Raw genomic sequence first — 15810 nt, 5'->3', positions numbered from 1 at the left:
TGTACCCCTGCCTATACAGGGGCGACGTTTCGTTTTCCGGTCCCGGTCAGATAAGACCGGCGGCCTTCATGCCCGCCTTGGCCTTGGAGAGCTGCTCCTTACCGGGTCCCAGATTGGGCAGCCTCATCGTGGTTTCGTCGAGTGACCCGGCCACCTTCAGGGCGGCCTTGGCCATGACGGCCTGCTGTCCATCGCCGTTCAGGGCCTGGACCAGGTGCGCCAAGGTGGCAGCCAGCCGCTGCGCGCCCGTCAGGTCACCGGTATCGAACCGGGCCGCCAGATCCTGCATGGGGCCACTCGCCACATGGGCCATGACCGATATGATGCCGACTGCCCCCAGGGCCAGGAATGGCAGATAGAGCCCATCGTCACCCGAATACCATGCCAGCCCGGTCTCCTGCCGCTTCTGCGGCACCGCGGCCAGGTCACCGGTGGCATCCTTGACGGCTTCCACATGCTTGAGCTCCGACAGGCGGCGGTAGGTTTCCAGTTCAACGTGCAGACCGGTACGGCCAGGCACGTCGTAAAGGATGACCGGGCAATCGGCGGACTCGCATACCGACCGGAAGTGTGCCACCACGCCATCCTGGGAGGGACGGGAATAATACGGCATGACCACCAGGAGGGCATCCGCCCCGGCCTCCTGAATTATCTCGACCATGCGGACCGTATGAGCGGTGTCGTTAGATCCGGCACCCGAAATGACCGGAACATCGACTGCCTGCCTGACCACCCGGACCAGATTGACCTTTTCGTCCATGTGGGTCACCGGGGATTCCCCCGTGGTGCCGTTGACGAGAATCCCATCGGCCCCATCGGCCACCAGTCTGCGGGCCAAGGCAGCAGCAGCCTGGAAGTCCATGGATCCATCGGCCTTCATGGGGGTGACCATGGCCGGAATGACCCTGCCGAAGGGAGCAGGTGGCATCAGATGGGTTTCGGACTCAGTCATAGTTTCACGCTACTTGCAGATGGGGACTCAATCGGGCCTTGGCACATTCCCGCCACATCTCGTTCCACCTGGTGACCATTCACAGATCCAGGAAGCGGTCCAGCCCCACGGTCAGACCAGGATGGGAACCGGAGGCGATGGTTCTCACAGCCAGGAGCACACCGGGCATGAAGGAGGACCTGTCGAAACTGTCTGCACGGATGGACAGCTGTTCGCCGGTGTTCCCCAGGAGAACCTCCTCGTGGGCATTCAGGCCCTGCAGGCGAACAGCGTGGACATGCACCCCATCAATCACCTGCCCTCGGGAATCCGCCGCACCCTGGGTGCCGTCCGGCATCGGCCCCAAGCCGGCCTGACGCCGGGCCTTCCCGATGGCCTGGGCCGTGTGGATGGCCGTTCCCGATGGAGCGTCCACCTTGTCGGGATGGTGGAGTTCAATCACCTCGGCCGAGGTGAAGTACTCGGCAGCCTTGGCGGCGAAGTGGTCGGCCAGGACGGCGGAAATCGCGAAATTGGGGGCGATGAAGACCGATTGATGCTCACGGGGGGCCTGCTCCAGGGCCTGCCGTACCTGGTCGAGTCCCTCATCGGTCCAGCCTGTTGTACCCACCACCAGGTCGACCCCCCGCCCGACCAGGGTCAGCACGTTGTCCAAAGAGGCCTGGGGAACCGTGAACTCGACGGCCACATCGGTATTGTCGGAGGTAATCCCCGCCAGACCGTCCCGACCATCGACGGCAAGGGAGAGGGTCATGTCATCCGCCTCTTCCAAGGCCTGAACGACACTGGTTCCCATTCGTCCAGCGGCCCCTACGACTGCAACCCTGATCATGCCCACCTCCGTGACTCGTCCTGCTTGTGCACTCGACCCCAGTCTAGGAGCCGTCACCAACCGTGGCCCGTTCCTTCCACCTGGCGGATGTGCCGACCCTTGGAATCATCTCCGAAGGTCTCCCGGGTATCGAAACGGCTGGCGGGGGTCCCGATTCGGGTCGGACCAGAACCCTTATTCCGACGACGATGCGGACGCCGTGCGCCTGCGGCTGCTGATCCATCCCAGGACTGCCAGGGGTATGGCACAGCAGGTGACGATGGCCGGAATGGTCATGCCGCCATGAGGGCCGAACTTATCCAAAGCAATTCCTGCCAGTGTGGACCCCAGCGAGGTTCCGATGGAGCCTCCGGTGGACAGCCAGGAGAGGCCTTCGGTCAGGGCGCGGGAGTCCACGCTCTCCCGGACTATCAGATTGCCCGTGGCGAAGATGGGAGAGACGCACAGGCCTGAGAGCACCTCGGCCAGCCCCAGGAGGACCAGATTGTCCATGACCAGGCGGAAAACCACATAACCGGTGGTCAGCAGGGTCAGGAAGACCACCAAGTAGCGCCACCGGGAACCCTTGAGTTTGACCGACCCGAAGATCAAGGCCCCACAGAGGGACCCCAGGGCGAAGAGTGCAAGCTGGAGCCCCACGGCCCCTTCCCTGCCCATGGCCTTGGTCAGGGCCGTCACCGAAACATCCACGGCCGAAAAGCTCATGTTGAAAACGACGAAGACCACGAAGAGGAGGAGTATACCCGGGTAGGCCAGAGCCAAACGGGCCCCTTTCATACCGTCCGAGTCCTCGGGATGGACACTGCCACCGTCGTCGACCGGCGAGTGATCGGCGGCCTTGGTTGCGGCAGCATCCATCCTGACGATGGCCGGAGGTTCCGTGGACCGCATCGAAAAGAAGGTCAGTCCGCCGACGAGCAGGGCCGCAGCCGGCAGGAAGAGCTGGGATACAGGGTTCACCGAAGTGGCCAGGTAGGCGGAAAGGATGGGCCCCAGGATGAAGACGCACTCATCGAGACCGGATTCCAAAGCGTAGGCCGTGTTGAGCAGATTGGTCCGGTCGTCCCGTAGGACCCAGGCCCAACGCGTGCGGACCAGGGCCCCGAAGGCGAACTGGGTCAGGCCCATCAGGGCGGCCAGGATGAAGAGTATGCCCAGGGAGACCCTCTTCATGGCTCCGAAGGCGAACCCCAGGATGGCCAGTGTCTGGATCATGAGTGCCACAAGTCCCACCCGGCGCTGACCGAACCTGTCGACGAGGCGGGCGTAGACGGGGGTGACCAGGGCCGCACAAAGCGTATAGACCGCGCTCATCATGCCTGCCGAGGTCCAATTATCGTAGATATGGTTCAGGGCCAGGACGATGCCCAACCCCATCATCCCCAAGGGCAGTCGGGCAAGAACCGCCGCCAGGCAGAACCCTGCAGCGCCGGGGTAGGTGAAGAGCCGCAGGAAGGGGGACCTGGATTCCTTCATGACCGTCCGCACCTTTCCAGCTGTTCGCGGACCTTTCCGCCGTAGATGTAGATGTCGTCGACCCCTTCGAAGAAGGCCGGATCGACACCGCGGGAATCGGCACCCTGCTGTTCGGAGAACGCCTGGTAATCCCGGCCCTTGAGCTCGGCCAGGCAGGTCATGCCCTGATGGTCGTAGTACCCAACATCGCAGGAAGAGTCGGTATGGAGGTAGAAGTCGGTGATTCCCTTTCCGTCCATGTACGTCAGGGCATCCAGCCAGAGCAGCCGCCCGATGCCGTGACCTCGGGCCCTGCCGCTGACCAGGAACAGCTTCAGTTCGGCTTGGGGCGGGGCCGTCAGACCGGCCTCCTCCTCAAGACGCACCTCCGTAGCGTGCCAGTGCCGGGCGCTGGCCAGGGTCTTGCTGCCCAGCGGCGTGGAGCCCAGGGAGGCGTCCACGGATTCCAGGCAGGCCTGTGCCTGGAGGAAACTCAGGGGTCCGACACCCTCCCTGAGCAGGGTGACCCCCATGAACCGGCCATCCATACTGGCAATGCGGGCTCGGGTGGTTTGGGTCAGGTAGTCAAGGACGAAGTGTTCCGCGCTTAACTGCGAAACCTTGCCCTGCTTGTCCGCCTCCACCTTCCAGGTCCTCTCGAATTCCCTTATCAGGTCGGGCATATCGCTCCAGACCATGGGGCGTATCGAAGGCATGCGGGGGCTGGTCCGGCCCGGTTCGGGCCGGCTTGTCTCTGTCATCTCTTGTCACTCCGTCTGGCTGCGCGGAAGGTATGGGCGCGTCAAACCGCCCCGGCCATTCCGGTCACCATGTACTCAGGGGCACCCATCGCCACCTGAGGGAGCGGGGTCTGCCTGGGACCGCCCCGACCATGCTCTGCATGCCGGTTTGCATCCCGTTCTTGTCATTGCGTGTACGCGGCCCGCCCTGCTGGTTCAGTCGTTGTCCGACTCCTGCGGAGCACCCCGACGCAAACCCTGAAGGATCTCCTCCTGGGATCTGGGTCTTGCCCTGATCAGCCGCCGGGATGACTGGGCCTCACTTACATAGTAAAGGCAGGCGTCGATGGTCGACAGGTCGATTCCCTCCAAGCGTGAAAGGAGTATCCGGTACATGTCGAGCTGGGCCAGTTTTTCGCTGATGTCCTCCTCGGTCGTGGGCCGGGTCCCGGTTTTCCAGTCCACGATGGTGTAGAGCTTGGAGCCGTCATCCTGGTCGAGCCCTCCGCGGAACACAGCATCGAGTTTGCCCTTGACGATGGTGCCGTCCAGTACTGCGACGATAGGACGTTCCACCCAGGCAGGAGTCCTTTGTCCCCACTCGGATTCAACCAGACGCCGCTCCCATATCCTGAGGTTCCGGGCCGTTCGGTCGCTTCCTTCCTGCTTCCTTCCCTCTTCTTCCTCGTCCAAATCCGCCAGCATCCGACGGCGTTCCGCCATGGCCTCCGGCCCCAAGGGAACGACCGATCCGGATGGGGTCTGAGATTCCACCAGGGAATCATCCACGGCCTGATCAGTCACATCAAGTAATCCCGATGAAGGTTCGAAGTCAGGCATGATGTAGCGCTGAGCCCATTCATGGAAGAGGGTACCGGCCTGGGCCAGAGGCGAGGCCACCCGGGGCACAGGCCTGACCAGGCCCTCCCAGTACTCCCGTTCCCTGACGGCCTCCATCCCGCCCGATCTGGCCTGGATGGAAGTGACACTCTGAGCGCCATGCCCGATGATTCTCCGCCCCGTACGGCGCAGAGCTTCCAGGTCCGCGACAAGGCGGTCACCGGCAACACCCAGCCTTCCGGTGGCAACCTGGAGCACCCGGACCGCGTCGGCATAGAGGCTGCCTTCCGCGTGCGGGGTTCCGGACGGGTCCTCGTCGAAGCCCACCCATTCGGCACTGCGTTGCAGGGCCTGTGACACCTTGTTCCCCATGGTTATCGGCCAGAGGACCCTGTCGGATTCATCCTGCCTGGCTGCCAGCTGGCCCACCTGATCCAAGGCATCCTGAACAAGGGCCTGACGGAAGGCCTGGGCATCCTGACCAACCAGAAGACCCACAGGAGGAGTGGGGGGAAGCGGTTCCCCGTCGTCCCCATCCTGGCCCCCATCGATGGAATCCAATCTGACGGCACCATCTTCGCCGTCCAGACCCCTGACCAATTCCCGCCAGAAGTTCGAGGCATCCTTCCCGGGATCGGCCTGGGGGGTGTTCAGGGCGGGATTGGTATCGGTGGCCTTGGTGCTGAACGTCAGGAGGAGGTCATGCCTGGCCCTGGTCACGGCCACATAGGCCAGTCGTCGCTCATCGTTGTGGTATCGGTTTCCGTATTCCTCTTCCTGCGGCAGGTATCCCCTGGCACTCAGGAAGTCATAGTCATCCCCGGCATCGTCCACGCCGGTGCTCCTGATCTCCCCGATTGCCTCGTCCTCCAAATCGGCCAGGCTCAGACCACCAAGGTCATCCCCCGGTTCGGATCCCGGACGGGCGTCATGGGGGAATCTGGGGAGAATCATGGCATCGGCCCTGACCGGTACAGGAACTGCCTGCGGATCCTCCAGCCAGGTACTTGCCGTGTTCCGGTAAGGCACTCCCACCGGGGAAGCCTCGGTGCTCAGCGTCTCGATTTTCAGGTGGTCGCCCTGCTTGCTCGGGAAGGAGCCGGCGGACAGTCCGACGACGGCCACGGCATCCCATTCCAGACCCTTGGCCTGGTGGACGGTCATCAGGGTCACATCGGCATGCCCACCAGCCCCCTCATCGGGCAGATCGGGACTTTGGACCATGGCATCCACCCAGGCCACGAATCCTCGAAGACTGGGCCCCAGGCCGGCAGGTAATTCGGATATGTAGGTATCGACCTGTTCCAGAAGGGCTTCGACACCGGCATTGGCCCGGCTCGGTTGAAGAGGCTGGTCCGGTCGCTCCATGGCCTGGGCCAGGACCAGATCGATGTCCAGATCCAGGGCCTGGATGGCGGCGATGACCACCTGCCTGACCGAGGCCGAAGACTGGGACTGGACTGTGCGAATGACCTCGGCCGCCCTACTGACCAATGTACGGCCACGCGGACTGAGTCGTGAGGTCCGGAGCAGGTCGTCCAGGTCATCACGCAACAGGAGATCAATCAGGAAGAGGGAGTTCGGTACCCGGTCCCGTTGTTCTCGGACCAGTTCTCTCCTGACCTTGCCGTCGTCCGTTTCGGGCACCATTCCGGCCTGGAGAAGAGCACGGTACTGGCTGTCGGCGTTGATGGTCTCCGCGAGGGAGGCCAAGGCTCGCAAGTCGGCCGGATTCATGTTGAACCGGGCCGAAGCCAGAAGGCGCATCAGCGAATCACTGTCGGTATGGTCGCAGATCACCCTGAGCAAGGCCAGGACATCCATGACTTCGGGCCGGTCGAAGAGGGCCGAATATCCCACCACCTGGCAGGTCAGTCCCGCGGCTTCCAGTGCCGTCCGATACTGGGGCATCCTGGACTTGGACCGGAAAAGGACGGCCACATGGGGGGCATCGGGATCCTCGCCCGGCTCATCCTCGCCGCGCCCGCCGTAACGTGACCTGGCGTGGAGGGCGAAACGGACCACAGCATCGATCTCCTGGCCAACTGTGCTGTAGCCAAGCAGGCCAACGGTCCCCTCGTCGGCCCCTTCCCTGGCCTCCAACCGGGCCACGTCCACCTCGTTCATCCTGGCACTGGAAAAGCGGTCGGTATCCTGCCGGAGTGGAACCGTCAAGAGATTGGCCGCCTTCAGGACCATCCTGGAGTTCCTGAAGGTGCGGGAGAGCGTCAGAGGTTCCTTGTCCTCGGACCTGCCGAAGGTGGTGATTCCGCCAACCTGCCCGTCCTGGACACTGGGCCTGTCGGCCAGCATACCGAACTGGGACTGGAAGGTGCGGAAGGCTCCCGGGCTGGCACCACGCCATGCGTAGATGGATTGGAAGGGATCCCCTACGGCGGTCACGGCCGATCTGGATGCCCCCTCCTTGTCGTTCGGATGGAAGATGGCGGCAAGGAGAAGCGCCTGGGTGGTGGAGGTGTCCTGGTACTCATCCAGGAATACGTGGGTGAACCTGCGACGATAATGGGCTCCGATGGCGGGAAATCGGTCGACAAGCTGGAAAGCGGCTACGGTGAAGTCGCCGAACTCGGCCATGTTGGCCTGGCGTTTGGCCTGCTGATAGTAGTCGGCCAGGGTCAGGAGCTTCTCCCGGGTCCTGACGGTCCTGAGCAGCCTATTGGCCTGATAGAGCCGGAAGTCCAATCGGTTCTTCCTCATTTTGCTCAGCTTGAGCTCATAGTCCTCGTCGATGTCCTTCTTTGCTCGTCTCGGCCGTTTCAGGGAGGCTTCGGTCGGTTCGGCATCCGGTATGGGACGACCATCAATCAGGGCCACGGTCTTATCGATGAAGGCCTGGTCCCACTCCCGTACTCTGGCCAGGGCCTGGTCGAAGTCCGGGCAGTCCCGACTGATCATGGAGGAGGTCAGGGCATGGGTGATGCCCAGGACCTGGTTGACGGTGGTTTCAAAGGTGCCGGAACCCACGTCATCCTGCCCCAATTCCCTGGCACGAGCCAGTCTGGCAGCCTGGGCCGGTCCGCCGAGGGTGGCGGCCGAGAATCCGGACAGGGGGTCGTCCACATCCAGACCACCCTCGACCTGGTCCATGACCTCCCCACGGTCGGGGAAGACCAGGTCGATATGCTCGGCCACCACCCCCGCGGCCAGCTGAAAGGCTCCGGGAGCGCTCAGGGGTTGGGTGTCCTGGTCCATCCCCACCAGGAGTCCATACTGCCGGACGATGGACTGGAAGAAGGCATCATAGGTGAAGACCGAGGGTTTGAGGAAGTTCCTCTCCGGGTCCACCTGGCCCTGGTCCGACCCCGGACGACTCCTGATGACCGCGGCCGAGACCCGGGAGAGAAGTTCCGAGGCGGCCTTACGGGTGAAGGTCAGGCCCAGAATCTGCTCCGAGGGGACCCCATGCCGAATCAAGGCAATGATGCGTTGTGTCATGGTCATGGTCTTGCCGGAACCGGCTCCCGCCACGACCAGGAGGTCATCCTCGACCCCGGCATCGACTATGGCCGACTGCTCTGCTGTCTGCTTCATTCCTGGTCCTCCAGAAGATTGGTAGCCAGCCGCTTCCAGGCCGGGCATACCCCGTCCCCGCCCTTGTTGTGGCAACGGGAGGAATCGAAGAGGGCGTCGGGACGGTCGGCCGAGAGCCGGACTCCGGCGGCAAAGAAGACCCGGGCCACCATGGTCAGGTCCCAGACAATCTGGGAGCCACCGCCGTGATTGCGTACCAGGTCCCAGACCTCCTGGTCAACCCCGCGCGGAGACTCTGCAGGGAGGTCCTCCAAGTCAGCCAGCTTGGAGGGGTCGGGGATTCTAGTTCTCGGCTGGTAGGCGGGCGTGAAGGTTTCCCCCTGGAAGATGGACGGCTGGTAGGGGGCTTCCTCGGGCCTGGTCCCCATGTCCGCATCCTTGGCGGGTCTGCCCACGTCGAAAAGCAGGGACTGACTTACGGAAAGTCCTCCGTCCTGTGCGGGATCAGGGGCCCCAGGCAGGACCCAGCCGGCCTCAGCGTCCGACCGCCTTCTCTCCTCGTCGGTCTGGAAGGCCAGACCAAGTTGGTAGCAGACCAGCTGAAGGTCATTGAAGAGCTCACCGCGCCTGTGCACACGACCGGTTTTGTAATCCACCAGACGCAGGTAATGACGACCGTCAATGCACCGGGTTTCCAGCCTGTCTATCCTGCCGGACAACCGCACGGACGTCTCCGAGGTAAGTGCCTCGGGGAACCCTCCCACCAGACCGGAGAGAAGATTGAAGAACTGCTCCCGGTCCAGCGCATTGCCGGGGAAGGTGGCCTTCCATACCCTGCAGAAGTCCTCCATGGTTATGGTCACGTTGAAGGACCGCTCGCTCTGAACCCCCTCCAGGCTTCCAACGGGAACCGGGGCCTTCCCACCACAACCGTAGCCGTCTGTCGTGGAATGGACGAAGTAGGAGGCCAGATTATCGATGATTCCCTCCGCCTGATGCTCTTTGCTGCGGATACCGTAGAGCTCCTTGGGATTCAATCCAGCCGAAGGATTCTGGGCGAACTCGTGGTAGATGTCCATCAATTCGGCCCCCACCATGGACTTGCGCTCCGCCAGGGATTGAGCATTCCGACCCAGTTTCCCGGGGTCAGGCCTGTCCAGACCGCGATTGGTCGCCTCCTGGGCCACCTGATGAATCAGGGAACCGAAGCCGGTGTCCACCCTGCTCGGCTGTGGACCGGAATACCGGTCACTCAGCGCCCATTCCAGTGGGCAGCGCCAGATTTGATCTACGGTGGATGGAGAGAGGGACACCACCTGGGCGGAGGTCGCAACTGCTTCTCCTTGTTGCGATTCTCCGGGCTTCAATGCCGGAGGTTCGCCCACTGCGGTCACCTTGGAAACGGAGGCCGGTGAATCCGTATCGGGGCGTTCGGATGCTCCGTTCGAGGACCGTTCAGTATCGAAATCGGCATACAGGAAGGGCCAGAACCTGGGGTCGGCCTCCTGCAAGCCCTCTCTGGAAAGGAGTCGCAGGGTATCGATGGCATCATCTACTCGACCACGGTCCAGACCATCCTCCTGGAGGGCCTGCCTGGCCAGGAGGGAACGGGCCACGGCGGTCAGCCCCCTGGGTGAGACCTCCAGACCACCGTATTCCCTGCCCGTGTCACCCCCGGACCCCACCGGGGTGAAGTTGGCTCGGGCCATATCCGCGGTCCGCTCATAGAACTCGGGCAGGTACCCATAGAGAAAATCGGATGGGACCATATCGTCATTCCAGACGGCACTGACCCGTACCTGCTCGCCGGCACGCGTCACAGCCTCCAGGAACCCCTTCTTCTCGGTATACAGCACCGACTGAATCCTGGGGTCATGCCCGGAAGAGGGTTGGTCAAGCGTCCCGATTCGGTTGTGGAGAACAAGGTCGGCCAGGTCCTCTGCCCCGAACATGGTGTCACGGGGGGTCAGATTGGGCCAGTTGCCGTCCTGGACCGCCGGAATCCATACCAAAGGCCAGACCCTGGCCAGTGCTGCGGCACCGGCGGGCGTGGTTAATGTGACCGCGTGTTCCACGGGGCCGATATGTGCCAGGGAGTCCGCCTCGATCTGCATACTGCGCACCTGGTCCATGAAGGCCTCGATGGTGCGGAATCCCTGGGAGCCGGACGCATATTGGAAGAGACGCATCAAGGCATCGAGGCGGTCATTGACCTCCTCGCCCTCCTGGCTGGCCACCAGGGCACGCTTCTGCCAGTCATCGGCCAGGCCCAGGCTGTCCCAGGCCTCCCAGAGCACATACTGTGGTTGGGGATCAGGCAGGGCGGCCACCCGGTCGGCAGTGGTCCGGATAATCCGCAAGGCCCGGCGGAGGGCGCGTACGTCAGGGTCCTCCCGGCGGCCACCGGCGATGGAATCCATGGCGGACAGGATTGCCGACGCGCACTCCTGGGGGTTCAGCAGGAGCATGGCCTGCAGGGCATCGACGCTCAGACCACCCTCGATATCCAAGTCGTTTCCACCACCGGTTATCACCGAATCATCAATACTGACCCCGTCCTGCCGGGCGGTATCAGCCTGCTGGTTCAGGATGCCCCGGCACCAGTCCCTCCAGACCGATGCCAGAGCGGGCAGAGTCGACAGGGTCTCCTCTGGGCGGCCTTCCCCGTCGCCCCCGTCCGCTTCTTCGACATCACCTGCTTCTTCGACATCGGAACCCGCTTCCCGAGGAAGGACCTCATCGGTCGACGGGGCCGATGGGTCAGGCATGTCCCCCGAGGACTGGATTCGGGACAGTACGGCCATGGAATCCATCAGAGATTCCAGGTGCTCCATCCTCACCGGACGCTCATGGCCGGTGTCCCCCACCCTGGCACAGACAAGCGGGCTGGCCATGAGGGTCCTCAGGTGCAGCCTGACCCAGGAGGCAATGCCACCGGGCCCGGTCGCTTCATCCGACAGTGCGGACAGGTCCCCCGCAACCCGGGCCAGCTCGACCAGGGCGAAGAGCCCCTGGATGACAGTCTCCTCGCTGAGGGGCCTGGTCACCGACGAATACCGGACAGGGACCCCCTGCACCCTGAGCTTGCGGCCCAGGGCACGAATCGTCGCATTGTCATGGGCGATGACGGCCATGTCATTCCAATCCCTGCCCAGGGTCAGGAATTCATGCTTGACCTGCCAGACCAGGTCATCCTCCTCCTGGGCTGGAGTGTGGAACAGTCGCGTGGCCACGGAGCCGTCGGCAAGGAGCGGATTGGAGGAGGCCAGGGGGGCAACGGGCCCGGCACCGGGCCAGGCCGGCAACTTACCCGGCCGGCTGGGAAGAGCGACATTCTCCTCCTCAAGACTGGCGATGCCCAGGGATATGCGGGCAGCCACCAGGTCCGCATAGGAGCCGGGCCCGTCCTGCAAGGGTTGACCCGCCGCGCTCGGAGCCACGATCTGCCGCTGCGGCAGGACCACCTGCCGGGCGTTGAGACAGGCAAAATCCTCGGCCAGTATGGGGAGCGCCTCCCCCTGGTTCGGGGCAGTAAGACCAGTCAACCGGGTTGCCAGGAATTCCGGGTATGAACCTCGGAAGGACTGGACCGCCTGGTCGCAGTTGCCAACCAGAAGCAGGCTGCACCCGGCCCGATTCAAGGCCTGCAGGAATCCCATGCCGGCAAGGGTAACGTCCTGCCAGTCATCCACCACCAGGAGCCTGGGCAGGGTCAGCCCTTCGACCTTTCCGATTCCCTCCCTTGCCCGGACCATTAGCAAGGAGGGGTCCAGACGGAACTCGTCCGGGTAGGTCCGGTCGATGCACGCCAGGTATTCGTCATTCATGGCGAAGGCCAGACGCCACTGCAGCCCCAGGCGTTCCTTCTGGTCGAGGTCGATGGCCTGGGTATCCAGTGCGGAAAGGAGCCGTTCCCTGTCTTCGGGGGTTACCCCCAGCTCCGTCATACGGGCGAACATGTCACGCAGCTGGGCGATGAACCGGTCACTGACCCCTTCGACCTGCCCGTCCGACCGGGTGACCAGGACGGAGGACCAGCCGGATCCACTCTGGAAGTAGCGCTCCAGGAGTCGGCATACCGCACAGTCGTCACCGGATCGGACGTGAGCGATATGACTGGTCAAGACCTGACGCAGGAGGGCATCCTGCTCGGCCCCGTTGAGCAGCCTGGGCAACAGTGCACCGTCTTCCTCCGACAGGGAGGAGACCTGGGTCAGTATCTGGAACGCCAGGGCCTGGAGAGTACCCACCGGACGGGTCCTGCTGGCGCTCCCCCGTTCCAGGATGACCTGGCGACTGATCAGGTCCGCAGCGGTGCGGCCCGAAACCACCATGAAGGCATCGCGGTCTCCGTACGCATCCATACCGGCCAGGAGGGCCTGGGTGGCGACGGTGGTCTTGCCACTCCGGGGCGGGCCAGAAATGAGAAGAGTGGAGGTGTCCTCCCCGTTCGCCCCCTTGAGCCCACCGTCAATCAACTCCTGAACCTCCGAAGGGACCCGAGTCGCGTCAACCGGTCTGCTTGAATTCATACCTTCAGGGTAAGCCCCGGACTGGTCCATCAGGCCAACAGGAACGACCCGGCATGGTGCGCACATCCTGGAGCGACGGCCGGATTCCTTACTCGGAGACCAGGGCCTTCTTGAGGTCGGCGATATCGTCCGGATCGGCACCATTCCCGAGCAGGTATTCACGGACCGACCCGTATTGAGAGTCAATCATGTCCAGAATTTCGCGAATCAGGGAAGCCGGGGTCATGGTGATCATCGGCTCAAGACGTTTGGGGAAGTCGACACCGGATTGGGCGATCATCGCCAACATGGCATCCTTCCAGGCCCCCGACAGATTGGCCTGGGATGAGGCGTAATCGGCGACTACCTGGTCACGGTCGGCCCCCACCAGGTCCAGCAGGAAGGCGATGGACGTACCCGTTCGGTCCTTGCCCGCCGAACAGTGAATCAAGGTTCCGCGTCCCTGCCTAGCCATGTTTGCGGTGCGGTGAAGCACCTGCACATAATCCGGGCCGTTATGTGCCACCAGGGAGAGATAGGACTGATGGAGTGCAGCCTCGGCATCCATCTCCCTGCCTGCCTCCAGCGACCGCTCCCTATCGGCATCGATGGGCATGGCACCATCAAGCATGGGAATATGCACATCCTCGACGCCGTCCAACACCGGATCGGGCATGGCCTTGGCCTCGTCACCGGTGCGCAGGTCAAGCACGAGACCTATCGGGGAATCCTCCATCTGACGCCTCCCCTCGGCCGTCAGCCCGTACAGGGCCTCGGACCGATACAGAAGACCGGACCTGACCTGTCCACCATCGGCCCTGATGCCGCCAAGATCGCGGAAATTGCACAGTCCGTCAATATGCTCCACTCGTTCCATCCGTCCTGCACCTTCCTTGCGTTCCCGACTTATGCCCCGGCACCGTTCGGCCGAGCAGGACCGGCAGGCCCCACCCAGGCATCATTCCCTCCTTTTATAGCACCACAGGTCCGGATACCTGTCGGTCCCACACAATGGATCAGAGATATCAAAACGCAGCGCATTAATAACAACCGAACCGCACAGAACCGTCTTGGTTTGCAATTGTGGAACAACCGATTTTGTGAGAAATCCCATTAAGCTGTAGCTTCGGGTTTACGGATAGCCACTGATTTGATCAGGTGCCTTACCTGAGTGTGCATTACTTACTGATAAGAAGTGTTTCACTCTTGAAGTGCTTTGATATAAAGCAAAAAAGCATAATATCAATAAGGAGAATTACCGCCCCCATAATTGCTGTCATTCCTATACCAAGAGAGATTGAACTACTTGCCTGAGAGATGATAATCCCAACGAATGGGACCAGGATTACAAGAGATACAGATTGTGCCGCTTTTGTTGTTTTCATATGCTGCGACATTGCAACAACAAGCAGTGTTGACAAGAATGACACCAATGGCATCACAATTACACTCAACAACACCCACGCAGAGTTTGGGAAAATAGCTCTACCAAAAATATGGTATCCCGAAGTGTCCAGAATAACGCCATACACTATTACCGATAACCATGTAATAATGGTGGCCGGAGCAAATGAGGCAACAATCTTCCCGAGCAGAAGCTCTTGCTGATTTAATGGAGTATAGAGCAAGCCTTCAATAGTTTTCTGTTCACGTTCTCCAACGAAACTCGCAGCAGCGGTCACATTCGAAATCAATGTAGGCAAAAGCATGAATACCGGAATGGAAAAGTACATAAGTACCATGTACAAGACCTCACTACCTGGATTCACGTCAGAAACAGCAGTTTTAGAGCAAGCGGCATTGAGGATAAATTGCATACCCCCCAAGCTTTGGACTAACGGATTATCTGTCCCCAAGCAGATAAGGAGTAGAGGAACCATGATTCCGAAAAGCAACGGTATGACTATCATGGTTGACAGGGTTGCTGAATCTTTAGATTGAACCAGTAACTCTTTGGCTATCAGCGCTTTGACTTTCTTAACGTTCATCAGATTTTCCTGCCAAGGTGTCAAAATAATAGTCGCGGATTGTTCGTTGGACTTTTTCAGCTGTACTGATCTTTATGCCTTCCGTCACAAGGATGTTTATTAAATCAGGCATATCAATAGTCTCTGGTTCGACAACTACCCTAGACTCATTTCGAGTAGAGTCGTACTTGCATACTCCATAATGACCGCAGATTTCATAGACCCTTTGGTTATTGTCGCTTGATATGCTGTACTGGTCTGTAGGCCAACGCTGTTCCAATAGGCTCGGAACTTCACCGCTTGCCAACATCTTACCCTTGTTGAGGATTCCTACATGAGTTGCTAGTTGTTCCAAGCCTTCCAATATGTGGGTCGAGAAGAGAACCGTCATTTTCTCTTCTTCAGTCAGCACCTTGAGGTAACTCATCAAAGTCTCTGAGCTTTGTGGATCCAGACCAGTGGTGGGTTCATCAAGAATAAGTAATCGTGGGTGATGAATAATCGCTCTGGCAACCATGACCTTTTGCCTCATACCTTTGCTGAGCTGGGAAACTTTTGATTTCCGTCTATCCACCAAGTCAAACAAGCCCAGTAGTTCATCGATTCGCTTCTCCATGACCGAAGACTTCAAACCGTAGAGCTTGCCCCATAGGTTCAAATTCTCCTCAATGGTGAGTTCTTCATATAAATTGCCATCATTCTGCACACCTATGCCTGATCGTTGCGTAGATGCATTATCACGGCTGAGCCTGCTACCGAACAAACTGATCTCTCCCTCATCGGGACTCAACAAACCAGTCAAAAGCCTGATAGTAGTAGTTTTCCCCGCACCGTTAGGGCCAAGAAGAGCGAATGTGCTTCCTTCCGGAATCTCGAAAGAAACCGAGTCAATCACTAATCTCTCATCAATTGTTTTGCTTACATTAGAGTATTTTGCTAACACTCTCATTATCTCTGTTCAGACCCCCGGTGAGTAATTGACTTCTGCTTTCAAAAAGTAGATGCTCAATGTAAATGCACG

9 protein-coding genes are annotated in these 15810 nt (G+C 60.8%); all 9 read right to left on the bottom strand.

Annotated features, from left to right (window positions below):
• Positions 1-46: 46 nt before the first annotated feature.
• Positions 47-952, bottom strand: coding sequence for a 4-hydroxy-tetrahydrodipicolinate synthase (dapA, locus tag H3V08_RS01105; RefSeq protein ID WP_198181326.1), 906 nt, complete (start codon positions 950-952; stop codon positions 47-49).
• Positions 953-1031: 79 nt separating this feature from the next.
• A complete protein-coding gene (gene dapB, locus H3V08_RS01100; RefSeq protein ID WP_198181325.1) occupies positions 1032-1784 on the bottom strand; it encodes a 4-hydroxy-tetrahydrodipicolinate reductase in 753 nt (250 codons plus the stop codon).
• A 174-nt stretch (positions 1785-1958) separates the two neighbouring features.
• Positions 1959-3260: an MFS transporter gene (locus tag H3V08_RS01095; protein WP_198181324.1), complete on the bottom strand. Its 1302-nt coding sequence runs from the start codon at positions 3258-3260 to the stop codon at positions 1959-1961.
• Positions 3257-4000 carry a GNAT family N-acetyltransferase gene (locus H3V08_RS01090; protein ID WP_198181323.1) on the bottom strand — a complete coding sequence of 248 codons (744 nt, stop codon included), beginning with the start codon at positions 3998-4000 and terminating at the stop codon, positions 3257-3259. The genes H3V08_RS01095 and H3V08_RS01090 overlap by 4 nt, the downstream gene beginning before the upstream one ends.
• A 195-nt stretch (positions 4001-4195) precedes the next feature.
• On the bottom strand, positions 4196-8371 hold the full coding sequence (locus H3V08_RS01085; protein WP_232340038.1) for an ATP-dependent DNA helicase: 4176 nt from the start codon (positions 8369-8371) through the stop codon (positions 4196-4198).
• Entirely contained in the window at positions 8368-12843 is a 4476-nt protein-coding gene (locus tag H3V08_RS01080) for a PD-(D/E)XK nuclease family protein (protein WP_198181321.1), read from the bottom strand. Before H3V08_RS01080 ends, H3V08_RS01085 begins: the two co-directional genes overlap by 4 nt.
• Positions 12844-12931: 88 nt before the next feature.
• The gene (locus H3V08_RS01075) at positions 12932-13699 is read right to left on the bottom strand and encodes a tyrosine-protein phosphatase (RefSeq protein ID WP_198181320.1); all 768 of its coding nucleotides are present in this window, start codon (positions 13697-13699) and stop codon (positions 12932-12934) included.
• Positions 13700-14000: 301 nt separating this feature from the next.
• Complete coding sequence (locus H3V08_RS01070; RefSeq protein ID WP_198181319.1) at positions 14001-14810, bottom strand: ABC transporter permease subunit; 810 nt, start codon at positions 14808-14810, stop codon at positions 14001-14003.
• A complete protein-coding gene (locus H3V08_RS01065; protein WP_198181318.1) occupies positions 14800-15732 on the bottom strand; it encodes an ABC transporter ATP-binding protein in 933 nt (310 codons plus the stop codon). The genes H3V08_RS01070 and H3V08_RS01065 overlap by 11 nt, the downstream gene beginning before the upstream one ends.
• Positions 15733-15810: the final 78 nt, after the last annotated feature.

Origin of the sequence: Bifidobacterium sp. M0307 (genome assembly GCF_016100445.1) — a bacterium.
Lineage (GTDB): Bacteria > Actinomycetota > Actinomycetes > Actinomycetales > Bifidobacteriaceae > Bombiscardovia > Bombiscardovia coryneformis.
Note: the sequence above shows the minus strand (reverse complement) of the source record. Positions and strands in the feature narration are given on the sequence as shown.